Raw genomic sequence first — 25,596 nt, forward strand, 5'->3', positions numbered from 1 at the left:
ACTTCGCCCGCCGCCTCAAGACGCTACGCGGCCTCACGCCCTACGAAGCTATCTGCAAAGCCTGGGTGGACGAGCCCTCTAGATTCACTCAGAACCCGCACCACCAAATCCTGGGACCAAACATCTAAAGCACACCAGGGGGGACGGGCCGCAATCTTGGGCTGGTCGTAGGTATAAAATTTGCGCGAGCGGTGAGATCCGGGTGCATTCTTTTCATCATTTCTTCGACCTCCCATCCGATCTGATGAAGAGTGGCGTAGGCCGGTGCGTGCGGCTCTGCCATAACAGGAGGGGCGCCATTAAGCATCATATAAACATCGACATGCTCACCCTGCATAAGGCGGGCGAGCTTATCATCCGCGGTGCCCCGGCGATACTTACCAGCTACATGCGCGCCTGTCTCTTCATTGCGAATATATTTTAGAACTTCGCCGCGGAAAATCGACTCGCGGCCGGGAGCTTTCGCAATAATTCTCGACAGAACTTCGCCACACCACCACTCATCAAAAGATACATATTTTGGAGCAAATCGCCTACCGAGCCTGGCCTTATATTCAGGCCCACTAAACGTTATGTGCGCTTTGGTTGGCCTATAATCGTCACTCATCAATGTGGCATTTGGAGGCAGCCCCTCCATGGCAGAGGGAGACGCCAACTCAACGAAATCTTTCAATTGTTTGAGGCTCATATGCTCCAATAAAGAGATCGAGCTTGAGCCGTGATTTTGCTCTAACAACTCTTTAATAGGGCTCTATATAATATCTCTCGATCTGTTCCTTCGGCTTGTCTTCCCAATGATAGGCCACAGAGATCCCTACAATCTGCGAAAGGCTATGAATTAGCAAAAATCGGCGCAGACTCCGCCGCGCCGATCTTGATCAAGCTGTCTCAGCGCACCTGCCACGCCGTCGCGGATGGCGTACTTGTCGATCCCTGCCGTCAGGCATGTGCACGCCGGCGGAGATGTCGTGGTCTTACGCCTGGCGCATCTTCTTCGGGATCGGCCGCGGCGGCAGGCGCTTCGCGGGGGCGTGCAGCCCGGCGGCCGCGGCTTTCGCGAGCAGCCGAGGCAGGTACTCCAAAGCCTTGCTGTCGCGACCGGCGAAGTAGGCCTCGGACTTCAGCGGGAGCCACGCCGTCCAGAAGTGCCGACGAAACTCCGCGAGCATGTCGTCCGGGTACGCCTTGGGCCACACGACACGGCCGTCCTCGAAGTCATGCCGGTACTTGCGCAGCGCGTCCGTGTCGATGCCCCACTCCTCGCGGAGCCACTTGCAGAACATCTGACCCTGCGAGATGTCCGGCAGCAGGCGCTCGGGCAGCGTGTAGCCCATGTCCTCCATCGGGGCGATCAGCAGGATCGTCATCTCGGCCAGAATCGAGAAGTGGCTGCCGGGACGTTCGGGTGGTTCGCGAGGTGCCGGCGGAGGTGGTAGGGCAGCGTCGGCCGGACCGCGGAGTGACCGCGCATCCAGTCGTGGACCCACTTGCTCACCTGCACCGCGAAGATCGGCGAGCACCAAGTGGCCAAGTTGATGGCGACCTGCGGGTGCACCCAAGTGCCCTGCAACTCGGGCGTGCCGCCGCTAAGTGACTGAACTAACACCGAGGCCGGAATTCCGGTGTCGGCCGCGAGCGCCGCCATGAAGGCCTTCGTGCCCTCATTAGACGCATAGTGGTTCCGCCGCTTCCCGGTCGCCTGGCACATCGCCGTGGCGTTGCTGTAGCCGTCGCTCGGGAGCTGGCAGACGAGGCCGCCGGCCGTCTGGTGGGACGGCCGTGGCGGTACAGCAAGGCCGGGATCGTCACGAACGATCTCGTGCCGCTGTCGCACAGCCCGCGGGCGCTGATCGGCGCATTGGACCGCGAGCGGTCGGGTCCGCTGATGGCGGCGATGGACGCCTGCAACGCGCTGGGGCCGCGGCGCGGTGGTGCCGGCGCGGGCTGGGCTGGTGAGCCGGCGCGACTGGAACACGAAGTTCGAGATGCGCACGCCGCGGTACACGACGCAGGTCAGCGAGCTGCCGGTCGCCTACACCTAACTGGCATCTGTCACGGCTCGACGCTCTCGCGGATACCGAGCGCGATCAGCAGTTCGCGTCCGCCCGGGGTCAGGTGCCAAACGCGCCGGCCGGTGCTGCCGCGGGTCGTGCGCTCCTCGACATACCCGAGCTCTTCCAAGATCGGCATGACAGCCGGGTAGGCCTCATGCCGCAGGCCGCCGGGGTTCTCGGCGACGGCGCGCAGGGCCTCGAGGTGGCGGCCGCGAATCGGGCCTTTCGGTTCGGAAGGCATGGCGGCGCCGGCCTATCGCGAGTCGCCGCCCTCGACGAGTCCGCGGCTCGCGGCCAAACGCTACACGTCGGCATCCGAGCAGATCAGGTCGCTGATCTGCCAGCGTTCGAGCTCGTCGCAGGACGGCTCGACGGAGGCGCCGGCACTCCAATAGGCGACATGCTGCGGATGAAGCAGCTCCAGCCTTGCCGTTCCCAGTTTGGCCAACATCCAGTGCTGTACGTGCTAGCAGAACGCCAGCAGGCGATCATGCCAACAGAGCGGTCCCGTGATCCGTTTCGAGAACGTCACCAAAATCTACCGGACGAACGGTGCTTCACGCGTCGTCTTAGAACGAGCTTCATTCACTCTCAGGCCGGGTATCTGTTATGGCATCCTCGGCATCAACGGCGCTGGCAAATCGACCACAATGCGGATCCTTGCAGGGACCGAGGAACCGACCAAAGGTAGGGTCTATCGAGGCCGCCGTGTTTCGTGGCCGCTCGGCTTTGCCGGCGGCTTCCATCCGAAAATGACTGGACGCGACAACGTTATGTTCGTGGCGCGCATCTACGGGGAGGATCCGCGAAAGGTGCTGGATTTCGTGGAAGATTTCTCTGAACTCGGCAGCTATTTGGAGCAACCGATCTATACCTACTCGTCTGGCATGGGAGCGCGCCTCGCTTTTGGCATGAGTATGGCAATACCCTTTGAGACTTACTTGATCGATGAGCTCACTTCGGTTGGCGATGCTCGGTTTTCTAAGCGATGTGATGAGGTTTTCGCTGCGCGTCGCAAAAATGCAGACATCATTATGATTTCGCATTCGATGGAGCAGCTGCGCGAATGGTGCACTCAAGGGATCGTCTTGCTCAACGGGCGGGCGATCGTATATGAAGATATCAATGACGCCATCGAAGTTTACAGGCGCCTCAACGCTTAGATATTAGACTAAAGTAAGCCAATGCGAAGTCGTCACTTCCTGCATCAATGCATACGGGAAAGCACTTCACAATCGCCCTCCCAGCCCTTACGGCGGACCGCTTCGATCAGCCTGTTTGTCAATCGTTCTAGATCGATCACGGGGGCGTCATCGCTGCTGCTAGATCTCGCTGCAACCTGCGTCAGACTACGTTTGTCAATGACGTCTGCAAGTTTTACCAGAAGGGCCATTAGACCTGCGCGCTCCGCCGAATCGTCAATCCATTCGCTTAGACTTGACTCTTTCGGTGCCGATAAGACTTCTACTTCTTCTGCTACAATTCTCGAAAATCCTTCGCGCATCAGCATGCGTACTGTAATTTCTCCTCCCTCAATCGCGTGATGAAGCCAAGCCACCTGCACCGCGTCATCGCGATGCTCGCTGTTCCAAAAAGGACAACCTTCACCAAGGCGCGTAACAATGGCTGCAACACGTGCCAGATGAGCCATCAACGGCGTTTCAATTTGACCTTTCTGGCCTCTCTCGTGAAGGGCGGCGGCGAACAGGGCAGCATCTGCGGCTGTTCTGCGAAGAGGGGGTAGAACTAGCTGCATCTGCCACGCTCCTTAGCTCATTCCTTCACCGGGTGCGCCAGCAAGTGGTGTTCCTCGCCTATCCCGGACAGGTCGAGCCGACCAACAACGGCTCCGAGCGGCTGCTGCGTCCGGCTGTCGTGCAGCGGAAGGTCACTAACGTTTATCGCACGATGTGGGCGGCCAAGTGCGAGGCCGCCATCCGCACCGTTGTCGATACCGCGCGCATCACAGGCAGCACTCCCTTTGGCACCATCCTCGAAACCATCGGCGCTTGAACCCTGCCATCATAGGCCTGGGTAATTACGTCTGAGAGTTTGCCGCCAAAGCTCGCTGGAGGGTCCACCTCATCCTCGACCGCGTGCTGCTTCTTCGTGCCAATTAACAGGTTGGAGTAGCCGACGGCCCTCGTAGCTATCCCAAGCTTCGTGCCCAAGTTTCGTGCTGAGCAAATTTCTGGCTGATCTGCCAATAGTGCCACGAACGCAGTTCGGATAGAGCCCAACTGGTACCCCCGCTGCACAACTAAATCGGTCGCCCGTACACTTCGACTTCGTCAAGATGAAGTGCGGTGAACGCCGACAGCCGGAGGCGGATGAATCTCGCAGTGATGCCAGACATATCAAGTAGCAGTGGCGGTTCGCCATCGTAGGGCACGATACCGCCGAAGGTTGGTCGCCCACTATGCAAGTACCTCAAGGTCCAATCATTCCCATCTAATGATGTCAATACTTGCAACGTATCTGCGCGCGTCGACGCTCCATCCATGCGATTGAAAATAAGACAGCCGTCTATTTGATGGGGCTTACCCAGATCCACCATCCACCAAGGATCTTGTTCCTCGTCAGTATGGAAGCCGAACCGTCCACTTCGCGTGCCACTCACCCCACCGGCGGCCCCCTGCTCGGTAGAGTAAATTGATAAAGAGCTCTGCGTTGCTTGCTTTCCAAGAGCGACATTCGGACGGAGCAGGACATTGTTTATCAGAAAGGAGTTGGATTTTACTAGATTAGTAACGCGGGCTGTCAGCCATGTGACTGACTGTTCGAGGGCATTCAATCTTGATCGTACCTCGTCAGCCTCGGCCAGCCAAAGCCCACCTAGGTGAATAGGAGGATACCTGCCAACATTCAGTCGATCGAGGCTATGTGGAAGCACTAATGCATCTGGGTCAGTATGGACACGATCCTTGCGGAGGAATGTGGCCTCAACTGCGCAAGGCACCGTTTGCCCAGCATACAATTCCGCATAGCCGCAGCAATTGTTTGCATGCACATGAACGCTTATGTGACTGCGAGCAATTTTTTGCATCGCCGGGAGAAAAACGTTACAGAGAAAGTCGCGATTTTCGAGGTGTTGCAGGTTGTGGATTTCGACTATGATAATTCGAAATCGCTCTAAAGTCGCAGAAAGAGAGCCAATGAAATTCCTGTATTCTGCGCCTTCAATGTCCATCTGCAGCAACAGATCTCCTGTCCGCTGCGAGTTTTCTTGAACCCAGTCATCGAGACTCAGCGAGTTATCGGCTCCATCTACATCGAGCCATTTTTTCTGAAAAAACTGCATGCCATTGATCAACGGCGTTGCGAACTGCTCTTTATTGCTAGAATAGTCACACATAAAGGAAGTAATACCGTATTCAATCGCAAGTTGATCCTCAAATCTTTTGAAATTATTTGTACCTGGAGAAAAGCAGGCGCTAATTTCTGCGAGGTCATTTGGCAGAAGATAGCCGCCATCCAAGTCCCCACCCAATCGGATCAGTTTTGTTCCAGACCGTCTCGGCACGAGCAATTGAAGAGCATCTCGAATTTCTCGCTCAGAAGAGCGCTCTCCTTTGCTTGTCGCATCAGCATCGATGCCATTTGATTCTAAAAGTTCTTTTGTAACACCGTAGTGCTTCATAAAATCGATCATGTCATGTCACCTTTCGATTACTACATCTGCAGCTTTGCCGTGCGCCTACGACAGAGTCAGGACCGGCTCGCCAATCGCCCCCGGACGGAGGAGCGTGCTTGTTTTTCAGCTGTGCACCGGATGCGCCAGCAGGATCGCGGTCCTGACCATGTTGCGCTTCCAGGCCGGCTTGTCGGTGGTGAGCGCCTCGGCCGCGCGGGTGTTCGTGCGGAGCGTCTCGACGAGGTCGAGGATGCAGCCCTTCGCGAGCGGGTAGGCCTCGGTCGTCAGATCCGCGAGCACTGCGTCGACCGCGACATCGATCTCCTGATCGGTGACCTTGGCGGCCTTCCGGAGCTCGGAGAAGGTCGCGGGGTCCTTGGCCATCACACTCCGGCTGGTGGGGTAGAGGCGCCGGCCTCAAAAACTTTCAGAAAAATTAATGCTAGTTGGCGGAGGGAGCGGGATTCGAACCCGCGATACCGTTTCCGGTATACACACTTTCCAGGCGTGCGCCTTCAACCACTCGGCCACCCCTCCGTCCGCGAACCGGGCACCCGGGCGCGCACGCGGCGCGCCGGGCGTGGCCAGGGCCGCGCGGTGCCGTGCTGTTAGCCGGGTGCGCCGTCCGGCGCAAGGCGCAGACGGCCGGGCGATGCGAAAACCGCCCGGCCGCGTTTCTCACCCCCTCGCCTTACCCCTCCGCCTCGTCGAGGTGGAAGCGGACATGCTCCACGTTCGCCCGCTCGAAGGCCTGCATCACGTGCTGGTAGGAGCGCTCCATGGCGTTGTCCTCGACGCCCGGGCTATCCTCGGGCTTCAGCACGAACATCAGGAGCGAGCGCCCGGTCACGTCGTAGCCGGAGCCGAACTTGAAGCTCTCCACGTCCTGGCTGTCGGGCAGGTTGGTGTCGAGGAGCCGCGTCCAGGCCACGCCGCCGACCGATTCCGGCAGCGTGAACGTCACGAGGTCGTGGTAGGCGTTGAACATGATCAGCAGCGTCGCGTCGCCGCCGCGGCGGTGCAGGCCGGTGGCCTGGGCGCGCCCGTCGAGCTGGACCGCGAAGGCCCGGGCCTCGCCGTCCGACCAGTTCTCGCCGGCCATCTCGCTGCCGTCCGGCCGCAGCCACGTCACGTCCTTGACGCCGAACTCCTCGTCGTACTGACCGGTGAGGAACCGCCCGCGGCTCAGGATCGGCAGGGCGTTGCGCAGGATGATCAGGCGCTGGGTGAACTCGGCGAGATCCCGCTCCTCGTCGCCGATCGCCCCCCAGTCGAGCCACGAGACCTCGTTATCCTGGCAGTAGGCGTTGTTGTTGCCCTTCTGGGTCCGGGCGAACTCGTCGCCCGCGAGCAGCATCGGCGTGCCGCGGGACAGGAACAGGGTCGCAAGCATGTTGCGCATCTGGCGCAGGCGCACCGCCCGGATCTCGGGATCGTCCGTCGGGCCCTCTACTCCGTAATTGTACGAGAGGTTGTGCGAGTGGCCGTCGCGGTTGCCCTCGCCGTTCGCCTCGTTGTGCTTGTCGTTGTACGAGACCGTATCGTGCAGGGTGAAGCCGTCGTGGGCGGTGAGGAAGTTCACCGAGGCCCAGGGCTTGCGCCCGCGCTTGTTGAACTTGTCGGCCGAGCCCGAGACCCGCGCCGCCAGGTCCGGCAGCAGCCCACCGTCACCCTTCCAGTAGGCGCGGACATCGTCGCGGAACCGGTCGTTCCACTCGGCCCAGCCCGGCGGGAAGCCGCCGACCTGGTAGCCGCCCGGGCCGCAATCCCACGGCTCGGCGATCAGCTTGACGTTGTTGAGCACTGGGTCCTGCCGGCAGGTGTCAAGGAAGCCGCCACCCTCGTCGAAGCCGTAGGGCTCGCGGCCGAGGATCGTCGCGAGGTCGAAGCGGAACCCGTCGACTTGCATCTCCTGCGCCCAGTAGCGCAGCGAATCGGTCACGAGCTGCAGCACCCGCGGGTGCGACAGATTGAAGGTGTTCCCGGTGCCGGTGTCGTTGATGTAGTAGCGCGGCTCGTTCGGCAGCAGCCGGTAGTAGGAGGCGTTGTCGACGCCCTTGAATGACAGGGTCGGGCCCTTCTCGTTGCCCTCGGCGGTGTGGTTGTAGACCACGTCGAGGATCACCTCGAGGCCGGCGCCGTGGAAGCGCGAGACCATCTCCTTGAACTCGGAGAAGGCGAAATCCGGCACCGCGGCGTAGCGCCGTGCGGGGGTGAAGAACGAGATCGTATTGTAGCCCCAGTAATTCACCAGGTCCTTCTGCTGCAGGTAGTCGTCCTGCACGAAGGCGTGGACCGGCAGCAGCTCAACCGAGGTGACGCCGAGGCTCTTGATGTAGTCGAGCACGTCCCTTGTGCCGAGGCCGGCATAGGTGCCGCGCAGCTTCTCCGGCACCCGCGGGTCGAGCTTGGTCATGCCCTTCACGTGGGCCTCGTACACGATGGTCTTCTCCCAGGGGATCAGCGGCTTGCGGTGCCGTCCCCAGGTGAAGGCCGGGTCGATGACGCGGGAGCGGCGCGTGTAGGGGGCGCTGTCGCGCTCGTCGAAGGTCAGGTCGTCACCCGTCTCCATCTGGTAGCCGAACAGGGCCGGGTTCCAGGTGATCGAGCCGACGAGCCCCTTGGCGTAGGGGTCGATCAGCAGCTTGTTGGGGTTGAACCGGTGGCCGGCCTTCGGCTCGTAGGGGCCGTGGACGCGGTAGCCGTAGATCGTGCCGGGGCGCGCGTCGGGCAGGTAGCCGTGCCAGATCTCGTCCGTGTACTCGGGCAGCTCGATGCGCTCGATCTCTTGCTCGCCCTGGTCGTCGAACAGGCAGAGCTCGACCTTGGTGGCGTGGGCCGAGAACAGCGCGAAATTGACCCCGAGCCCGTCCCAGGTGGCGCCGAGGGGATAGGGTTGGCCTTCCTGGATGCGCGAGCGGGTCGCGCGGGCCTGCGATGCGGGACGACGGGAATCGGACATGGACACTCCGGAACGCGACCCGCCCGGCCACGTGCCGCTGCGGGGAGCCCCTGGTGAACGTGCCGGAAACAGCGAAGCTCCCGCAGTGCCGCAAAAATCGCGGGGCGTGACGACCGTGCACCGCTCAGTTCGAGGCCGCTTCCGTGAAGCTCCGGTCCAAGGCCCGGCCGACGTCGAGCGTCTTCGACAGGATGCCGTACCGCGTCGCCCGGTCCGAGGCGTCTTGCATCTCCTTCACGACGCCCTCGTCGAGCGCGATCGGGCGCGTCCGCTGCGCCGTGTAGGCCGCGCGCAGGACGTCCTCCGGTATCTTGGTCAGCGCGGCCGTGTTCCGGGCGTAGGCCTCCAGATGGTCCAGCGACCAGAGCCGCGCCCGGTTCAGGCGGCTCAGGAAGTCCTGCAGCACCGCCCGCTTGGTGGCGATGGCGCTGTCTGAGGCGACGATGAAGGTGATGGTCGGCGTGAGGCCCGCGCCGTCCGCGATCGGCCGTGCCTTGTCCTTGAGCGTCGCGAACGCGACGTAGGGCTCCCAGACCGCCCAGGCATCCACCGAGCCGGCCATCAGCGCGACCTTGGCGTCGACCGGGTTGAGCGGCGCGAAGGTGGCCTCGGACGGCGCGATCCCGGCCTTCTCCAGCGTCGCGCTGATCAGGAACTGGCCCCAGCCGCCGCGGGTGCCGGCGAGCCGCTTTCCCCTCAGATCCGCGGCCGAGCGGATCGGCGAATCCGCGCGGACCAGGATCGCCTGCGTCCGGGGATCGGACTTGGTGCCGCCGATCGCCTTGATCGGTGCCCCGGCCGCGACGACGGTGAGGAAGGAGAGGTCGCCGGTGTAGCCGACATCGAGGGCGCCGGCGTTGAGCGCCTCCAGGATCGGCGCGGCGGCGGGAAATTCCGACCACGCGATCCGGTAGGGCAGATCCTTCGCGTAGCCGGCGATCTCCAGGAGCGACCGGTTCCCACCCTTCTGGTCGCCGACCCGCAGGACGACCTCTTCCGCACGGGCGGCCACTGCGGCCAGCGTGACGGTGGCCAGCGTCAGTGCGGTCGCGAGCCGCGCCCCGGCGAGCCGGCGGCCACCGGGCCGCAAGTGAGATCGGATGAACATGGGGCCTGCCGGGATACGCTGCCCGCTTTGTGCGGGGCTGTTCGGTGGGAATTCGAGTTTATGCTTGCCGCAAGGGCGGTCAATGAAACGGAAATCTGTATTGCTCGCGGTCGGCAAACGATACGACATCCGGCCGACCTCCGCGGGGAGACGAATGTCTTTCCCCGCGCGCCGCGCCGGTCAGCGGGCGGGCGGGAACGCGTCCGCCAGGTAGGCCCGCACGAAGCCCGGCATCCGCGCGGGATCGATGTCCTCGCGGCCCCGCACCACGTGCATCCGGGCGAGTTCCGGCTCCGCCTCGGCGCCGAGATGGTCGGCGATGCGCGCCACGAGCTGCGCGGCCGGCTCGGGGAAGCGCACCGGCCGGAGGAAGGCGAGCTGGCCCTCTCCCTCCAGCAGCACCCATTCCGTTTCGGCCTCGTCCGGCAGCGCGAGGCCGGTCTCCTCGGCGAGTTCCCGGGCGGCGCTGCCGGTGAGATCGACCCGCGCGCCGCGCACGTCGTCCGGATCCGGGGTGCCGCAGGGGAAGTAGAGCTGGCCGGCATTGGCCGTGTGGGCGCCCATCTCGCCGAGCAGGACGGCACCGTCCGCCGTCCAGGGCACGATCGCCGCGAAGGCGTTGGCGATGCGGGCCTCTGCGTGAGGCCTGTCCCGGTAGTAGGTGAAGGTCGCGTAGCGCGTCGTGAACAGGTCGAGGCGGGCGACCCCGTCGGCGACGGTGTGGTCGCAGCACAGCAGGACGGTCCCGTCGAACATGCCGGGGCTGCGCTGCAGCCGGGCCTGCCAATGGGCCGCGATGGCGGCCGCGTGGGCCCGGGGGAAGGCCCAATCGTGCTCCACGAACCGCGCCGCCACGTCCGCGACGCGGGTGATCCGGAAACCGTCGGAGACGCCGTCAGAGTAACCGTCAGACATGCAGGGTGCCGTCCGACAGGATCACCGCGGCGCCGCCGATCTCGACGCCCTGCAGGGCGCCGGCCGAGACGGTGAGCTGGAGCGCGATGTCGCTCGGCCGACCCATCGCCTCGCCCTGGCGGATCGCCACGTCGTGGGTGCCGTCGCCCAGCGCCTCGAACTGCATCAGCACCCCCGAGAAGGCGGAGGCCGCCGAGCCGGTGGCGGGATCCTCCGGGACGCCGACATTCGGCGCGAACATGCGGACGCGCCAGCGCTGGCCGGTGCCCTCGGGATCTGGGGTGTAGAGGTAGAGCCCGTCGGCCGGATCGGGTGCCTGGGCCGTCCGGGCGGCGTCGAGGGCGGCCACCGACGCGACCGGCACGCAGGTGAAGGTCGGCCCCACGCCGTGGCGGCTCGGGGCGTGCCGGCCGGTGCCGATGTCCCCGGGCTCGAGGCCCAGCAGCGGTGCCAGCACCGCGGGCTCCGGCCCGGGACCGAGGTAGTCCGGCAGGACCGGGAGCCGGAACCGGGCCCGGCCGCCGGTCCCGTCCGCGAGGGTCTCGACCACGCAGGGGACGATGCCGATCCCCTCCTCCAGGCCGAAGGCGCGGGCGTTGCCCCGGGTCGGGTCCTGCAACGCCAGGAGCACGGCGGTGCCCACGGTCGGGTGGCCGGCGAAGGGAAGCTCCCGGGCGGGGGTGAAGATGCGCAGCGACGCCCGGTGCCGGGCCTCCGTCGGTGGGAGGACGAAGACCGTCTCCGACAGGTTGAACTCCCGCGCGATGGCCTGCATGGCGGCGGTGTCGAGCCCCTCCGCGTCGAGCACCACGGCCAGGGGATTGCCGGCGAGCCTGCGCTCGGTGAACACGTCCAGGGTGACGAAGCGGCGCGCCATCGTGTCGATCCTTGCTGCTCTATGCGGACTTGGACGGAGCGGTTTGCCAGGGGCGCCTCAGACCGCCTCGACCGGAAACCGCGCGCTCGGGTTCACGTACTCCTCCTGCGCGGCGACCGTCAGGATCTCCCGCGATCCCGCCTCGGCGGTGCGCTTGAGCAGCCCGTAGATCGAGGCCGCCGCCGCGCCCAGCGCCGCCTCGGCCGAGCCGGTCCGGGCGTAATGCACCAGGAACAGCGCCGCGATGCAGTCGCCGGCCCCGTTCACCGCGATGGCGAGCCGCGGCGTCCGGACCCGGAACACCCGCCCCTCCGCGCCCGCGAGCAGGTCGATGCTGTCGGCGGGCGTGTCGGCGCAGAGCGCCGAGGTGACCAGGACCACCCGCGGCCCGCGCGCCCGGAGCGCCGCGATCGCGGCCCCGGCCTCCGCCAGGGTGCCGCTCGGCAGGCCGGTGAGCAGGCCGAGCTCGAACTGGTTGGGGGTAAGGATGTCGGCGGCCGGGACAGCGCGCTCGCGCAGGAACGCCTCGATGCCGGGCCGCACGTAGACGCCCTCCTCGACGTCGCCGATCACCGGGTCGCAGCAGTAGAGCGCCCGCGGGTTCGCCGCGCGCACGGCGTCCACCGCCTCCAGGATCGCGGCGCCGATCTCCGCCGAGCCCATGTAGCCCGACAGGACCGCGTCGCAGCCGCCCAGGACGCCGCGCTCGCCGATGCCGCGCACCACCTCGCGGATCATCGCCGCGTCGAAGACGGGGCCGCGCCACGCGCCGTAGCCGGTGTGGTTTGAGAACTGCACCGTGTGCACCGGCCAGACCTCGACCCCGAGCCGCTGCATCGGGAACACCGCCGAGGCGTTGCCGACATGGCCGTAGGCGACGTGGGACTGGATCGACAGGACGTTCAACGCGGGACTCGCTCGTTGTCCCGCTACGGTTAGCCGGTTCCGGCGCCGGCCGCACCCCTGTCCCTTGCCGCCCTCCCCCGCGCGCCTCAGATGGGACCGACCCTTCTCCCATCCCCCGAGCCCCGTTCGGAGCCCCATGGACATCGAAGCCCTGCGCACCACGACCCTCGCCTTCGTGGAGGCGCACAAGGCCTGGACGCCCGTCATCGCCGGCGGCCTCGCCTTCTGCGAATCGATCGCGATCCTGTCGCTGTTCGTCCCGGCGACCGTGATCCTGGTCGGTATCGGGGCCCTCGTCGGCGGCGCCGACATCCCGTTCTGGCCGGTGGTGATCGCCGCGGCGCTGGGGGCCGCCCTCGGAGACTGGATCTCGTACGAGGCCGGGCGCTGGCTCGGGCCGGGGGCGAAGACCAAGTGGCCACTGCGGCGCTATCCCGAGCTCATGGCCAAGGCCGAGGCCTTCATCGGCCGCTGGGGCATCGCCGCGGTGGCTCTGGGGCGCTTCTTCGGGCCGGCCCGCGCCCTGGTCCCCCTCTTCGCCGGCATCCTCGGCCTGGCGCGGCTGCCGTTCCAGCTGGCCAACGTCGCCTCCGCCCTGGTCTGGGCCTTCGTGCTGCTGGCCCCCGGGGCCGGGCTGCTGACGTGGCTCGACCGATGATGCGGCGCGACCGCTGATGCGCCGCTTCCCGCCCGAGCGGATCGTCTGCCTCACCGAGGAGACGGTCGAGACCCTGTACCTCCTGGGCGCGGAGGACAGGATCGTCGGCGTCTCGGGCTACGCGGTGCGTCCGCCCCGGGTCCGCCGGGAGAAGCCGCGCGTCTCGGCCTTCACCAGTGCGGACATCCCGAAGATCCTGGCGCTGGCGCCGGACCTCGTCCTGGCCTTCTCGGACCTCCAGGCCGGCATCGTCGCCGACCTCGCCCGGGCGGGCGTGGCGGTCCACCTGTTCAACCAGCGCGACGTGGCGGGCTGCCTCGCGATGGTGCGCACGCTCGGGGCCCTCGTGGGCCTGCCGGAGCGGGCCGAGACCCTGGCGGCGGGCCTCGAAGCGCGGCTGGCCGCGGCCGCCGCCTCGGTCCGGGAGCGGCCGCCCCCGCGCGTCTACTTCGAGGAGTGGGACGCGCCGATGATCTCCGGCATCGGCTGGGTCTCGGACCTGATCGGCCTCGCGGGCGGGCGGGACGTCTTCCCGGAGCTGAGCCGCCAGCCGGCCGCGAAGGACCGGATCGTCACCGCCGAGCAGGTGATCGCGGCCGCGCCCGACGTGATCCTCGCCTCGTGGTGCGGCAAGCGGGTCAATGTCGAGCGCATCCGGTCCCGACCCGGCTGGGCGGCGATCCCGGCGGTGCGCGACGGGCGCATCCACGAGATCAAGTCGCCGCTGATCCTGCAGCCCGGCCCGGCCGCCCTCACCGACGGGTTCGACGCGATCCGGGCCTGCCTCGGGTGATCGCCCCGGGGTGATGCGTGGGGCGATGCCGCGCCGCAGGTGACGGACCGGGCGCGACTTGGCAGGATGTCCCGATTCGGTACAGACGCACCCGCAGACGCATCCCCCGAGCTCGATGTCCGCTTCCCTCGGCCTTCCCGATTCCGCGCCCCCGGCCGTCGAGGCGCTGCTGCCGCCCGACCGGCGGCAATCGCCCACGGCCCTGCGCATCCAGCGCGGCGTGCGCCGGCTGTTCTCCGAGATGGGCTGCGTCACCCTGCCGGAATTCTCCCTCGTCAACGGCCGCCGCGCCGACGTGATCGCGCTCTGCGGCGCCGGCAAGCTCACCATCGTGGAGATCAAGTCGAGCGTGGCCGATTTCCGCGCCGACCGGAAATGGCCGGATTACCGCGACTTCTGCGACCGGTTTTTCTTCGCCATCCCCGAGGACGTGCCCGAGTCGCTGATCCCGGAAGAGTGCGGCCTGATCGTCGCCGACGCCTACGGGGCCGGGATCCTGCGCGAGCCGCCCGAGCACCCGCTGAGCGGCGCCCGCCGCAAGGCCGTGACGCTGCGCTTCGCCCACAGCGCCGCGCGCATCCTGCACGCGCTGGCCGACCCGGGCGCCGTGCGGGAAGGGGCTCTCTAGGGCGCGGCCCGCACCGCGACCCTCGGCGAACCTTCGGCCGACGCGGTATTCATCCGACAGGGAAACGTCCTAGAACGGCCGCGCTTGCCGGGCCTCCGGCGCCGGGCCCGATCCACCGATGACATCCGTCGCCCTGTTCGAGCTGATCCTCGGTCTCCTCGGCGCGGCCCTGCTGCTGTCGCTGGCGGCCGGGCGCCTCGGTTTCCCGCCGGCCGCCGCCCTCGTCGTCGGCGGCATGACGCTGGCGGTGGTGCCGGGCCTGCCGGCCTTCGATCTCGATCCGGACCTGATCATGGTCCTGTTCCTGCCGCCGCTCCTGCTCGAATCCGCCTACTTCACCGTCTGGCGCGACTTCCGGGCGAGCCTCGGCCCGATCCTGTCCCTGTCCCTCGGTGCGGTCCTGTTCACGACCCTCGTGGTCGGGCTCGTCGCCCACGCGGTGGTGCCGTCCCTGCCCTGGGCCGCCTGCTTCGCCCTCGGCGCCATCGTCTCGCCGCCGGACGCGGTGGCCGCCAAGGCGGTGCTGGCCCGCGTCACCCTGCCCCGCCGGATGATCACGGTCTTGGAGGGCGAGAGCCTCGTGAACGATGCCTCGGGCCTCGTGCTCTACCGCTTCGCGGTGGCGGCGGCGCTCACCGGCACCTTCAGCGCCTGGGCGGCGGCCGGCAGCTTCGCGTGGCTCGCGGTGGCGGGTGTCGCGGTCGGGATCGCGTGCGGGGTGGCGGTGATCCTGGTGATGCGCCGGATGCACGACGCGAACGCCATCACGGTGCTGACCTTCCTCGCCGCCTACGTCGCCTACCTCGCGGCCGAGGAGATCCACGCCTCCGGCGTCCTGGCCGTGGTCGCTTGCGGCCTGATGATGGGCGGCCGGGAGCACGAGACCTTCGACGCGCATGCCCGCCGCCATTCCGTGGCGGTGTGGGAATTCGTGGTCTTCGTGCTGGAGGCCCTGGTCTTCGTGCTGATCGGCCTGGCGCTCCGCGGCGTGCTGGCCCGGACCGGTGGCCAGCTCGGCGCGCTCGCGGCGGAGCTGCCGCTGGCGCTCGCCGTCACGGCGACCTGCGTCGTCGCCCGTCTGTTCTGGGTGTTCCCGGCCGTCTACCTGCGGCGGCTCCTGTCGCCGCGGGTCCGCGCGCAGGAGCCCGCCCCGAACCCGGCCGTGCCGCTGATCGTCGGGTGGGCCGGCATGCGCGGGGTCGTGACCCTGGCGGCCGCCTTGGCTCTGCCGGTGGATTTCCCCGGCCGCGACGCGATCTTGGTCGCGGCCTTCGCGGTGATCCTGTTCACCGTGCTCGTGCAGGGCACGACCCTGGGGCCGCTGATCCGCAGCCTCCGCCTCGACCCCGCGGCGCACCTCCCCGAGGGCCACCTCGACGCGCCGATGGCCCGCGTCGTCGTGAACGAGGCCGGGCTCGCCGCCCTACAGGGCTTGGTGTTCGCCGAGACCGGGGCGCTGAAGCACCCGCGCCTCGTGGAGGAGTACCGCCGCCGGGTGCGGGCGGCCTCGCGGGACCGCGACGAGCGGGCGGCGCTGGAGGCCGAGAAGACCGAGCACTTCGCCGCCGCCCTGCTCGCCGTGCGCTCAGGCCGGTCGGCCCTGATCGACCTGCACCGGCAGAACCGGATCCACAGCTCGGTGCTGCGGCAGCTGGAGACGGAGATCGACCTGGAGGAGCTCCATCTCAAGCGTCTGGCCGGGACCGCGCCGGCCCACGGCTGACCTGAGGCGCGGCCGTCAGTGGGCCGCGCAGCCGTCCGCCGGCTGGCCGTAGCCGCTGTAGACCACCCGGACCTTGCGCAGGCAGCTTCCCTCAGCCTTCGGCGCGGCCGCCACGGGGGCGACCTCTACCGGCTCGACCCGCAGGGTGGCGGCCACCGGCTGGTCTTCGGAAGTGGCGAGCGCACGGCTGGCGCTCATCACGAAGGGCGTGGCGGCCAGCGACGAGATGGCGAGCGCGGCGAAGACGGCGATGTTCTTGCGGCCGAAGCTGGCGCGGGTGCGAGCATTGTACATGACGGGTCGTCCGACGTTCTGTATTCGGCAGCGCTGAGGTGCCGAGATCCCCTGTTGCGCTGATAACTTGGCCGTCAGCTCGGCGGTTCCGGTTTATTGCCCAAAAACCGCCACGCTTGGGTGTCCCGGCGCACGTCGGGCGCCGGCGCTCAGAAGATCCTGCGGTACTGAACGAAGCCCGACTTCTCGGCGATCCGGTCGTAGAGCTGCATCGCGTCCGCGTTGGTCTCGTGCGTCAGCCAGTGGACGCGGGAGCAGCCGGCGGCCTGCGCGGCCGCGTAGACGTGCTCGATCAGCCGACGGCCGATCCCGAGCCCGCGCGTGCCGTCCGCCACGAACAGGTCCTGGAGGTAGCAGTAGTCGCCGATCGTCCAGGCCGAGCGGTGGCGGATGTGGTGGACGAGGCCGACCGCCTCGGCACCGCGCCACGCCAGGGCACCGTCCACCGGTTCGGCCGGATCGTTGAGGCGCTGCCAGGTCGTGTCGGTGACCGTGTCCGACAGGTCGACCTTGTAGAAGGACTGGTAGCCCCGCCAGAGCGGCAGCCAGGCGTCCCGGTCGCCGGGGCCGATCGGGCGGATCGCGAGGTCAGGATCCATGATTCTCTCCGTGGGTGCGCAGCCAGCGGACCATCATCGGCACCGCAGAGGCAACCCGGGCTGCCGGCGCCGCGCCCCCTCGGTCGACACCCTTCGCCTTGCACCCCCGGCCGCCCGCACCTAAACCGGCCCGCCGGCGGCCCCAGCCGCCGCGCGATCCCGAGCCGCCGAGACCGATGTCCGAGAAAAAATCCTTCCAGGGTCTGATCCTGACGCTTCAGGAATTCTGGGCGGCGCAGGGCTGCGTGATCCTCCAGCCCTACGACATGGAGGTCGGTGCCGGTACGTTCCATCCGGCCACGACCCTGCGGGCACTCGGCCCGAAGCCCTGGAAGGCGGCCTACGTCCAGCCCTCGCGCCGGCCCAAGGACGGCCGCTACGGCGAGAACCCGAACCGGCTCCAGCACTATTACCAGTTCCAGGTCATCCTGAAGCCGAACCCGCCGAACCTGCAGGAGCTCTACCTCGCCTCGCTCGCCGCCATCGGCGTCGACCTGAAGCTCCACGACATCCGCTTCGTCGAGGACGACTGGGAGAGCCCGACCCTGGGCGCCTGGGGCCTTGGCTGGGAGTGCTGGTGCGACGGGATGGAGGTCAGCCAGTTCACCTATTTCCAGCAGGTGGCGGGCTTCGAGTGCGCGCCGGTGGCGGGCGAGCTGACCTACGGGCTGGAGCGGCTCGCCATGTACGTCCAGGGCGTCGAGAACGTCTACGACCTGGACTTCAACGGCGCCGAGGGCGCCGACCGGATCACCTACGGGGACGTGTTCCTGCAGGCCGAGCAGGAGTACTCCCGCCACAACTTCGAGGCGGCTGACACCGCGATGCTGTTCCGCCAGTTCACCGACGCGGAGGCCGCCTGCCGATCCTACCTCGCGGCCGGCGCGCCGGACGCGGAGGGTGAACGCCACCGCATGGCGCAGCCGGCCTACGACCAGTGCATCAAGGCGAGCCACGTGTTCAACCTGCTCGACGCGCGCGGCGTGATCTCGGTGACGGAGCGCCAGAGCTACATCCTCCGCGTGCGCGAACTGGCCAAGGCCTGCGGCGCGGCGTGGTTGAGGACCGCCGCCGGCGGGGCGTGAGGTCGGCGCTGGCGCTCGACCAGACGGCTGCGGAAGAGGCAGTCCGGAGTGCCCAGATGCGCCGCCGTCCTTGCGAGCGCAGCGAAGCAATCCAGGGTCGCGCCTCGCTGCCAGACGTCCCGACGCCCTGGGTCGCTTCGCTGCGCTCGCGATGACGGAGGGAGCCCCATCGCGGAGCCCCTTGAGCCCTCGCGCGTTGCAACCCCCGCCAACCGGCGCGCCTCGGCGCGTCCGCAGACGCGGGACATGCCCAATGAAGAAGACGATCCTCGCCCTCAGCCTCCTCGGATTCGGCCTCGCCCCCGCGCTGGCGGCCGATCCTGGGCCTGAGGCCACGGTGAAGAAGCTCTACGCCGAGCCGCACCCGAATCACTCCTCCGTGTACTCGAAGCGCCTGCAGGGCCTGTTCGACGCCGACGCGAAGCAGGCCAACGGCGCCACCGGCAACCTCGATTTCGACTACCGCCTGAACGGCGAGCCCCTGAAGCCCGACACGGTGAAGAACCTGACCTTCAAGGAGGCCACCGAGGGCAAGGACCAGGCGAAGGTCACGGTCGAGCGCAAGGGCGGCAACGGCGCCAACGTCATCGTGTACGACCTCGTGCGCGAGGACGGCGGCTGGAAGGTCTCCGACGCCCACGCGATCGGCGACCGGAAGTGGCAGCTCTCGACCATCCTCAAGGGCGAGTCGCGCTGAGCCCCGCGCGCCGACCCTCGACAGGGGTGCGGCGCGGCGATATGGCCGCCCCATGCCCGACCTCCTGCTCGAACTCCGCTCGGAAGAGATCCCCGCCCGCATGCAGCGGCGCGCGGCGGAGGATCTGAAGAAGCTCGTCACCGACGCCCTGGTGGCGCGCGGCTTTCTGTACGAGGGCGCCCGGGCGTTCTCGACGCCGCGCCGCTTGGCGCTCCACATCGCCGGCCTGCCCGCCCGGGGCGAGGCCGTGCGCGAGGAGCGCCGCGGCCCGCGGGTCGGCGCGCCCGAGGCGGCCGTCCAGGGCTTCCTGAAGGGCGCGGGCCTGACGAGCCTCGATCAGGCCACGACCGTCACCGACCCGAAGAAGGGCGAGTTCTACCTCGCGGTGATCGAGCGGCCCGGCCGCGAGACGCTGGACGTCCTGGCCGAGCTCCTGCCCGAGATCGTCAAGAGCTTCCCCTGGCCGAAATCCATGCGCTGGGGCGCGGCCTCGGCCGAGCCGGGCTCGCTGCGCTGGGTGCGCCCGCTGCAGTCGATCGTCGCGACCTTCGGGCCCGAGACGGAGACGCCGGAGGTGGTCCCCGTCTCGGTCGCCGGGATCGCGGCCGGCACCGTGACCTACGGCCACCGCTTCCTCGCCCCCGAGGCGATCGAGGTGCGCCGGTTCGACGACTACATCCAGGCGCTGGAGCGCGCGAAGGTCATCCTCGACGCCGACCGGCGCAAGGACGTGATCCTGCACGACGCCCGCGACCTCGCCTTCGCCCGCGGCCTCGACCTCGTGGAGGACGAGGGCCTGCTGGAGGAGGTGTCGGGCCTCGTGGAATGGCCGGTCGTGCTGATGGGCTCGTTCGACGCGTCCTTCCTCGACATCCCCGCTGAGGCGATCCGGGCGACCATCCGGGCGAACCAGAAGTGCTTCGTTCTGCGCAAGGGCGGCTCGGAGGATTTGGCGCCGGCATTCATCCTGGTCTCGAACCTCGTCGCCACCGACGGTGGTCAAGCGATCACCGCCGGCAACGAGCGGGTGGTCCGGGCGCGCCTGTCCGACGCGAAGTTCTTCTGGGAGACCGACAAGGCGACCCGCCTGGAGGACCGGCTGCCCAAGCTCGACAGCATCGTCTTCCATGAGAAGCTCGGGACGCAGGGCGAGCGGATCGCCCGCATCGCCGCCTTGGCGAAGGACCTCGCGCCGCTGGTGGGGGCCGACCCGGCGCTCGCCGAGCGCGCCGCGCGCCTCGCCAAGGCCGACCTCGTCACCGAGATGGTCGGCGAGTTCCCCGAGTTGCAGGGCCTGATGGGCCGGAAATACGCGGCGCTCCAGGGCGAGCACGACAGCGTCTGCGCGGCCCTCGAGGAGCACTACAAGCCGCTCGGCCCCTCCGACCGGGTGCCGACCGATCCGGTCTCGATCGCGGTGGCGCTCGCCGACAAGCTCGACACGCTGGCGGGCTTCTGGGCGATCGACGAGAAGCCTACGGGCAGCAAGGACCCGTTCGCACTGCGCCGAGCGGCGCTGGGCGTGATCCGACTGATCCTCGACCGCGGCCTGCGCCTGCGGCTGCTGGAGCAGGTCGGCGCTGCGGATCGCGGCCTCGCCGGGCGGGCCGGTGCCGACGCGCGGGATCTCCTCGGCTTCCTCGCCGACCGCCTGAAGGTCTATCTCCGCGACCAGGGCGCCCGCCACGACCTGATCGACGCCGTCTTCGCCCTCCCCGGCCAGGACGACCTGCTGATGGTCGTGCGCCGCGTCGAGGCGCTCGGCCAGTTCCTCGACACCGAGGACGGCAAGAACCTGCTCGCGGGTTACAAGCGCGCGGCCAACATCCTGCGGATCGAGGAGAAGAAGGACGGCCGCGCCTACGATTCCGCGCCGGACGCGGCGCTGGCCACCGCGGGCGAGCCGGCCGAGCGTGCCCTGGCCGAGGCCCTGGCGAAGGCGCGCGAGACCGCCTTGGCGGCCGTCGCCCGCGAGGATTTCGCCGGCGCCATGCAGGCGCTCTCGACGCTGCGCGCGCCGGTCGACGCGTTCTTCCAGGACGTGACCGTCAACGCCCCCGACCCGAAGCTCCGCGAGAACCGCTTGGCTCTGCTCAACGCGCTGCGCGCCGCGACGCGGGAAGTGGCGGAGTTCGCCAAGATCGAGGGGTGAGGCGGAACCACCGCAGCCCCATCCTATCATCCTCCCCCTCATCCTGAGGTGCCGGAGCGTCGCGGAGGCCTCGAAGGAGGGCTCAGGGATCGCGGCGGCGTCTGGAGGACTCCTTCGAGGCTCGCTGCGCTCGCACCTCAGGATGAGCGGGTCTGATGGGAGAGCGGACCCACCGCCCTCACCCGTGATCGTGGCCGGCATGGTCGTCCGGCTCCGGCAGGGTCAGGCCGAAATGGCTCACCAGATCGGCCACCTGCCCGGGGCTCAGCTGCCGCGGGTTGAGGTTGCGCAGGAGCAGGTAGAGCTTGGCGGTCTCTTCCAGCTCCTCGGTGGCGAAGACCGCGCCCTCCAGGCTGTCGCCAGCCACCACCGGGCCGTGATTGGCGAGCAGCACCGAGCTGTACTTTCCCGCCAAGCCCCGGATCGCGTCCGCCACGGCCGGGTCGCCCGGGCGATAGTAGGGCACGAGCGCCGTGCCGCCGGTCCGCATCAGGTAGTAGGGCGTCAGCGGCGGCAGCACCTGCCTGGGGTCGACCTCCGGCAGCATCGAGACCGCCACCGCGTGGGTCGAGTGCAGGTGGACGATGGCCTTCGCCTCGTTCCGGCTCTCGTAGAGTGCGCTGTGCAGCGGGATCTCCTTGGTGGGCTTGTCGCCGGAAACCAGCCGCCCCGCATCGTCCAGCCGCGAGATCCGCGCCGGGTCGAGGAACCCGAGCGACGCGTTGGTCGGCGTCACCAGCCAGCCGCCGTCGGGCAGGCGCAGCGAGATGTTGCCGGACGAGCCCGGCGTCAGGCCGCGCTCGAACAGCGAGCGGCCGTAGCGGCAGATCTCCTCGCGCAGCCGGCTCTCGTCGCTCATGCGGTCGCTCCCTCGATCAGCTCGAATCCGAGATCGATTTTTCTCGGGCCTGCGCCGGTCAGGCAGGCGGCGGCCTGCCGGCCGATCTCCAGGCGCGGCGTGCGCACCGTCGACAGGGGCTGCGGCATCGCCGCCGCGAAGTCGAGCCCGTTGAAGCCGAACAGTGCGATCCGTCCCGGCACCGCCAGCCCCGCCGACAGGCAGGCGAAGTAGCCGCCGAGCGCCATGTCGTCGTTGGAGAAGTAGACCGCGTCGAGATCGGGCACGCGCGCCAGCAGCGCCTCCAGCCCGGCCCGGCCCGAGGCCGGCGAGGACGGTCCCGTCCGGATCTCCTTGCCGTGGAGCGCCAAACCCGCCTGCCCGAGCGCGGTCTCGAACCCGGCGAGCCGCTTGCCCGCGCGCAGGTCGACCGCGAGGTCGTGGCCGAGATAGGCGATCCGCCGGTACCCGCGCGCCACGAGGTGGCGGGCGCTCGCCGCCCCGACGGCGCGGTTGGAGAAGCCGACCACGGCGTCGATCCCCTCCCCGTCCGTGTCGATCATCTCGACCACGCGCACGCCCCCGGCCTTCGCCAGGGCCACCGTCCCGGGATTGTGCTCCAGCCCGGTGAGCAGCAGCGCCGCCGGCCGCCAGGAGAGGAGCGCGGCGGCCAGCGCCTCCTCCCGGTCCGGGTCGTAGTCGCTCACTCCGATCACGCAGGGGATGCCGTCAGCGTCGAGGGCGGCGGTGAGGCCGCGCAGCAGGTCGGGGAAGACCACGTTGGCGAGCGACGGGATGACGATCCCCACGAGCCGCGCGCTCGCCCCCTGGCCGGCGAGGCTGCCGGCGAGGCGATTCGGAACGTAGCCGAGACGGGCGACCGCCTCCGCCACCCGCTCGCCGGCGCGCTTGGAGTAGGAGCCGTGGTTGCGCAGGACCCGCGAGACCGTGCTCTCGCCGACCCCGGCCTCGCGGGCGACGTCGGTGAGGGTGACGAGCCGCCCCGGCGGCTGGATGTCGTCCATGGCCCCGCTCTCCCGGCGCGGTTTTTTTTCACGACGCCCGTCGAACCTCCCGGCGTCCTTCCCTCATCCTGAGACGACCGCGAAGCGGGCCCCGAAGGAGGCCTCCGCCACGCTGCAGCGCCTCGGCATAAGGCAGGAATGGGAAGACCGTCCGCGTCGATCCACGACTGACATAGCGGCCTGCATTATCTCGCACAACCGGATTGGCAGCGCTGCCAAAAGGCGATATGGCACCGCCCCAGCGCCGCCCGACGAGCGGTGAAGAGCAATGTCCGGCAGCCGTGCGGCCCGGACCAGGGAGTACGCCATGTCGGTTCAAGCCGCCCCGCTGGGGGGCGCCACCGCACCCGCGGACGAGAAGTCCTTCGCCGACCGCACCTACGCGAAGGTGTTCTGGCGCCTCGTGCCGTTCCTGATGCTCTGCTACGTCGTGGCATATCTCGACCGGGTGAATGTCGGCTTCGCCAAGCTCCAGATGTCCCAGGAGCTGAAATTCTCCGAGACGGTCTACGGCCTCGGCGCCGGCATCTTCTTCCTCGGCTACTTCCTGTTCGAGGTGCCCTCGAACGTGATCCTGCACCGGGTCGGCGCCCGGGTGTGGATCGCCCGGATCATGATCACCTGGGGGGTAATCTCCGGGGCGTTCCTGTTCGTGAACTCCGAGTGGAGCTTCTACGGGATGCGCTTCCTCCTCGGTCTCGCCGAGGCCGGATTCTACCCGGGCGTCATCCTCTACACGACCTCGTGGTTCCCGGCCCATCGCCGGGCCCGGGTGATCGCCGTGTTCATGGCGGCGATCCCGATCTCCGGCATCTTCGGCAACCCGCTCTCCGGCTGGATCATGGACGCGTTCAACGGCGCCCACGGCCTGTCGGGCTGGCAGTGGATGTTCCTGATCGAGGCAGTGCCGGCGGTGCTGATCGGCCTCGCGGTGTTCTTCTACCTCGACAACCGCCCCGCCGAGGCCACGTGGCTGACCGACGCCGAGAAGCAGCTCCTCGAGCGCGACATCGCGGCCGACAACCAGGGCAAGGAATCGAGCCCGCACTCCATCGCCACCGTGTTCCGCAACGGCCGCGTGTGGTTCATGAGCCTGATCTACTTCGCCTTCGTCACCGGCCAGTACGGGCTGACCTTCTGGATGCCGACGATCGTCAAGGCGTCGGGCGTGCAGGGCAACTTCAACATCGGCCTGATCAGCGCGATCCCGTTCGTCTGCGCGGCGATCGTGATGATCCTGCTCGGCCGCTCCGCCGACCGGATGCGCGAGCGCCGCTGGCACCTGATCATCCCGGCGCTGATCGGCGCGGTCGCCTTCGTGGTCTCGGCCAATGCCGGCTCGACGACGCTCGCCATCGCGGCGCTGTCGGTGGCGGCGGCCGGCGTGCTGACCTGCTCGCCCCTGTTCTGGTCGCTGCCCACGGCGTTCCTCAGCGGCGCGGGCGCGGCGGCCGGCATCGCGCTGATCAACTCGGTTGGGAACCTCGCGGGCTTCGTCAGCCCCTACGTGATCGGTGCCCTGCGGGATGCCACCGGCAGCACCGCCACGGGCCTCTACGCGCTCGCCGCCATGCTGGTGGTCGGCGCGGTCTGCGTGTTCGTGACGCCCGCCCGGATGGTCAACCGCTGACCTCTGATCCAGGCGCGACCTGGCCCCTCTTCCGCACGGGAGAGGGGACCCGCGCTTCGAGCGGCGACGCCGAGGCGCCCTTTCCCAGCTTCAGGAGCCGTCCCCGATGACCAACGCAACACCCCGCGCCGCGGTGATCGGCCTGGGCTCCATGGGCTCCGGGATGGCCGGCTCGCTCCTGCGGGCGGGCTTCGCGGTCTCCGCCTGCGACGTGAACCCGGAGGCGGTGGCGCGCTTCGCGACCGCCGGCGGCCGGGGCGCCGCGAACCCCGCCGAAGCGGCGCGGGACGCCGACGTGGTGGTGAGCGTGGTGGTCAACGCCGCCCAGACCGAGGCGGTCCTGTTCGGCGAGGACGGCGCCGCCGCCGCGATGCCGGAGGGCGCGGTGTTCGTCTCCTCCGCCACCATGGATCCGGCCGTCGCCCGGGCGCTGGCGGCGCGGTTGGAGGCCACCGGCCGCCACTACCTCGACGCCCCGATGAGCGGCGGCGCCGCCCGCGCGGCGGAGGGCGGCCTGACCTTCCTGGCCTCGGGCTCGGCGGCGGCCTTCGCGAAGGCGCGGCCCGCTCTCGATGCCATGGCGGGCACGCTCTACGAGCTCGGCGACGCGGCTGGCCAGGGCGCGGCCTTCAAGATGATCAACCAGCTGCTCGCGGGCGTGCACATCGCCGCCGCCTCGGAGGCGATGGCCTTCGCGGCCAAGCAGGGGCTCGACCTTCGGCGCGTCTACGAGGTGATCACCAAGTCGGCCGGCAATTCCTGGATGTTCGAGAACCGGGTGCCGCACATCCTCGACGCCGACTACAGCCCGAAGAGCGCGGTCGACATCTTCGTCAAGGATCTCGGCATCGTGCAGGACATGGCCCGGGCCGAGAAGTACCCGGTCCCGGTGGCGGCGGCGGCCCTGCAGATGTTCCTGATGGCGTCGGGCGCCGGCATGGGTCGGGACGACGACGCCTCGGTGGCGCGGCTCTACGCCCAGGTCTCGGGGGCGAAGCTGCCCGAGAAAGCTTGAGGG

The 25,596-nt window shown here is 68.2% G+C and carries 27 protein-coding genes, 1 tRNA gene and 3 pseudogenes; 13 read left to right on the forward strand and 18 right to left on the reverse strand.

Annotated elements, in window-relative coordinates; all coding sequences use genetic code 11:
- Positions 1-128, forward strand: a pseudogene (locus ACLBYB_RS22765) (IS481 family transposase); the annotation flags it as partial.
- Here the strand turns inward: ACLBYB_RS22765 and ACLBYB_RS22770 are convergent.
- From ACLBYB_RS22770 to ACLBYB_RS22780, 3 genes are all read right to left on the reverse strand, one after another.
- Positions 125-688: a hypothetical protein gene (locus ACLBYB_RS22770; protein WP_447700140.1), complete on the reverse strand. Its 564-nt coding sequence runs from the start codon at positions 686-688 to the stop codon at positions 125-127. The pseudogene ACLBYB_RS22765 and the gene ACLBYB_RS22770 overlap by 4 nt on opposite strands.
- Positions 689-974: 286 nt before the next feature.
- Entirely contained in the window at positions 975-1,367 is a 393-nt protein-coding gene (locus ACLBYB_RS22775; protein ID WP_447700141.1) for a hypothetical protein, read from the reverse strand.
- Positions 1,364-1,708, reverse strand: a complete 345-nt coding sequence (locus tag ACLBYB_RS22780) for a KilA-N domain-containing protein (protein ID WP_447700142.1) — start codon at positions 1,706-1,708, stop codon at positions 1,364-1,366. The genes ACLBYB_RS22775 and ACLBYB_RS22780 overlap by 4 nt, the downstream gene beginning before the upstream one ends.
- A 66-nt stretch (positions 1,709-1,774) precedes the next feature.
- On the opposite strand from ACLBYB_RS22780, the pseudogene ACLBYB_RS22785 reads away from it, so the two are divergent.
- Positions 1,775-2,042, forward strand: a pseudogene (locus ACLBYB_RS22785) (DUF4113 domain-containing protein); the annotation flags it as partial.
- A 10-nt stretch (positions 2,043-2,052) separates the two neighbouring features.
- On the opposite strand, the gene ACLBYB_RS22790 reads toward ACLBYB_RS22785, so the two are convergent.
- Both ACLBYB_RS22790 and ACLBYB_RS22795 read right to left on the reverse strand, forming a co-directional pair.
- The gene (locus ACLBYB_RS22790; protein WP_447700143.1) at positions 2,053-2,295 is read right to left on the reverse strand and encodes a hypothetical protein; all 243 of its coding nucleotides are present in this window, start codon (positions 2,293-2,295) and stop codon (positions 2,053-2,055) included.
- A gap of 60 nt (positions 2,296-2,355) precedes the next feature.
- Entirely contained in the window at positions 2,356-2,505 is a 150-nt protein-coding gene (locus ACLBYB_RS22795; protein WP_447700144.1) for a hypothetical protein, read from the reverse strand.
- A 58-nt stretch (positions 2,506-2,563) separates the two neighbouring features.
- Between ACLBYB_RS22795 and ACLBYB_RS22800 the strand changes: the two genes are divergently transcribed.
- A complete protein-coding gene (locus ACLBYB_RS22800; RefSeq protein ID WP_447700145.1) occupies positions 2,564-3,217 on the forward strand; it encodes an ABC transporter ATP-binding protein in 654 nt (217 codons plus the stop codon).
- 44 nt (positions 3,218-3,261) lie between these two features.
- On the opposite strand, the gene ACLBYB_RS22805 is transcribed toward ACLBYB_RS22800, so the two are convergent.
- Entirely contained in the window at positions 3,262-3,810 is a 549-nt protein-coding gene (locus tag ACLBYB_RS22805) for a metal-dependent phosphohydrolase (RefSeq protein WP_447700205.1), read from the reverse strand.
- Between the two features lie 29 nt (positions 3,811-3,839).
- On the opposite strand from ACLBYB_RS22805, the pseudogene ACLBYB_RS22810 reads away from it, so the two are divergent.
- Positions 3,840-4,067, forward strand: a pseudogene (locus ACLBYB_RS22810) (IS66 family transposase); the annotation flags it as partial.
- 247 nt (positions 4,068-4,314) lie between these two features.
- Here the strand turns inward: ACLBYB_RS22810 and ACLBYB_RS22815 are convergent.
- From ACLBYB_RS22815 to pdxY, 8 genes are all read right to left on the reverse strand, one after another.
- Positions 4,315-5,706 (reverse strand): discoidin domain-containing protein, encoded by a 1,392-nt coding sequence (locus ACLBYB_RS22815; protein WP_447700146.1) that lies wholly within the window; start codon positions 5,704-5,706, stop codon positions 4,315-4,317.
- A 105-nt stretch (positions 5,707-5,811) separates the two neighbouring features.
- Positions 5,812-6,072: a hypothetical protein gene (locus ACLBYB_RS22820; RefSeq protein ID WP_447700147.1), complete on the reverse strand. Its 261-nt coding sequence runs from the start codon at positions 6,070-6,072 to the stop codon at positions 5,812-5,814.
- 63 nt (positions 6,073-6,135) lie between these two features.
- Positions 6,136-6,225, reverse strand: a tRNA-Ser gene (locus ACLBYB_RS22825).
- Positions 6,226-6,379: 154 nt separating this feature from the next.
- Complete coding sequence (gene glgX / locus ACLBYB_RS22830; protein WP_447700148.1) at positions 6,380-8,650, reverse strand: glycogen debranching protein GlgX; 2,271 nt, start codon at positions 8,648-8,650, stop codon at positions 6,380-6,382.
- 124 nt (positions 8,651-8,774) lie between these two features.
- Entirely contained in the window at positions 8,775-9,758 is a 984-nt protein-coding gene (locus ACLBYB_RS22835; protein WP_447700149.1) for an ABC transporter substrate-binding protein, read from the reverse strand.
- A gap of 180 nt (positions 9,759-9,938) precedes the next feature.
- Entirely contained in the window at positions 9,939-10,673 is a 735-nt protein-coding gene (locus tag ACLBYB_RS22840) for an NUDIX hydrolase (RefSeq protein WP_447700150.1), read from the reverse strand.
- Complete coding sequence (locus tag ACLBYB_RS22845) at positions 10,666-11,550, reverse strand: PhzF family phenazine biosynthesis protein (protein WP_447700151.1); 885 nt, start codon at positions 11,548-11,550, stop codon at positions 10,666-10,668. Before ACLBYB_RS22845 ends, ACLBYB_RS22840 begins: the two co-directional genes overlap by 8 nt.
- Positions 11,551-11,607: 57 nt before the next feature.
- On the reverse strand, positions 11,608-12,456 hold the full coding sequence (gene pdxY / locus ACLBYB_RS22850) for a pyridoxal kinase PdxY (protein ID WP_012318146.1): 849 nt from the start codon (positions 12,454-12,456) through the stop codon (positions 11,608-11,610).
- 136 nt (positions 12,457-12,592) lie between these two features.
- Here pdxY and ACLBYB_RS22855 point away from each other — a divergent pair, with 136 nt between their 5' ends.
- From ACLBYB_RS22855 to ACLBYB_RS22870, 4 genes are all read left to right on the forward strand, one after another.
- Complete coding sequence (locus ACLBYB_RS22855) at positions 12,593-13,114, forward strand: DedA family protein (RefSeq protein ID WP_447700152.1); 522 nt, start codon at positions 12,593-12,595, stop codon at positions 13,112-13,114.
- A gap of 16 nt (positions 13,115-13,130) precedes the next feature.
- Positions 13,131-13,907: a cobalamin-binding protein gene (locus ACLBYB_RS22860; protein ID WP_234080966.1), complete on the forward strand. Its 777-nt coding sequence runs from the start codon at positions 13,131-13,133 to the stop codon at positions 13,905-13,907.
- A gap of 115 nt (positions 13,908-14,022) precedes the next feature.
- On the forward strand, positions 14,023-14,535 hold the full coding sequence (locus tag ACLBYB_RS22865) for an MmcB family DNA repair protein (protein WP_056523543.1): 513 nt from the start codon (positions 14,023-14,025) through the stop codon (positions 14,533-14,535).
- Between the two features lie 118 nt (positions 14,536-14,653).
- A complete protein-coding gene (locus ACLBYB_RS22870; RefSeq protein ID WP_447700153.1) occupies positions 14,654-16,258 on the forward strand; it encodes a Na+/H+ antiporter in 1,605 nt (534 codons plus the stop codon).
- A gap of 15 nt (positions 16,259-16,273) precedes the next feature.
- Here the strand turns inward: ACLBYB_RS22870 and ACLBYB_RS22875 are convergent, their stop codons facing one another.
- Complete coding sequence (locus ACLBYB_RS22875) at positions 16,274-16,552, reverse strand: hypothetical protein (protein ID WP_447700154.1); 279 nt, start codon at positions 16,550-16,552, stop codon at positions 16,274-16,276.
- A 149-nt stretch (positions 16,553-16,701) separates the two neighbouring features.
- The gene (locus tag ACLBYB_RS22880; protein WP_091979781.1) at positions 16,702-17,151 is read right to left on the reverse strand and encodes a GNAT family N-acetyltransferase; all 450 of its coding nucleotides are present in this window, start codon (positions 17,149-17,151) and stop codon (positions 16,702-16,704) included.
- Positions 17,152-17,327: 176 nt separating this feature from the next.
- Here ACLBYB_RS22880 and ACLBYB_RS22885 point away from each other — a divergent pair, with 176 nt between their 5' ends.
- From ACLBYB_RS22885 to glyS, 3 genes are all read left to right on the forward strand, one after another.
- Entirely contained in the window at positions 17,328-18,236 is a 909-nt protein-coding gene (locus tag ACLBYB_RS22885; RefSeq protein ID WP_042671539.1) for a glycine--tRNA ligase subunit alpha, read from the forward strand.
- Between the two features lie 253 nt (positions 18,237-18,489).
- Entirely contained in the window at positions 18,490-18,933 is a 444-nt protein-coding gene (locus ACLBYB_RS22890) for a DUF3828 domain-containing protein (protein WP_042671538.1), read from the forward strand.
- Positions 18,934-18,985: 52 nt separating this feature from the next.
- On the forward strand, positions 18,986-21,085 hold the full coding sequence (glyS, locus tag ACLBYB_RS22895) for a glycine--tRNA ligase subunit beta (protein WP_447700155.1): 2,100 nt from the start codon (positions 18,986-18,988) through the stop codon (positions 21,083-21,085).
- A 178-nt stretch (positions 21,086-21,263) separates the two neighbouring features.
- Here glyS and otnC read toward each other — a convergent pair whose 3' ends face one another.
- Entirely contained in the window at positions 21,264-21,944 is a 681-nt protein-coding gene (otnC, locus tag ACLBYB_RS22900; RefSeq protein WP_091927287.1) for a 3-oxo-tetronate 4-phosphate decarboxylase, read from the reverse strand.
- Complete coding sequence (locus ACLBYB_RS22905; protein ID WP_447700156.1) at positions 21,941-22,948, reverse strand: LacI family DNA-binding transcriptional regulator; 1,008 nt, start codon at positions 22,946-22,948, stop codon at positions 21,941-21,943. Before ACLBYB_RS22905 ends, otnC begins: the two co-directional genes overlap by 4 nt.
- Positions 22,949-23,255: 307 nt before the next feature.
- Between ACLBYB_RS22905 and ACLBYB_RS22910 the strand changes: the two genes are divergently transcribed.
- Positions 23,256-24,578 (forward strand): MFS transporter, encoded by a 1,323-nt coding sequence (locus tag ACLBYB_RS22910; RefSeq protein WP_082557765.1) that lies wholly within the window; start codon positions 23,256-23,258, stop codon positions 24,576-24,578.
- A gap of 106 nt (positions 24,579-24,684) precedes the next feature.
- Positions 24,685-25,593: an L-threonate dehydrogenase gene (gene ltnD / locus ACLBYB_RS22915; protein ID WP_020092463.1), complete on the forward strand. Its 909-nt coding sequence runs from the start codon at positions 24,685-24,687 to the stop codon at positions 25,591-25,593.
- Positions 25,594-25,596 lie beyond the last annotated feature (3 nt).

The sequence above is a fragment of the Methylobacterium sp. D54C genome, from assembly GCF_053345595.1.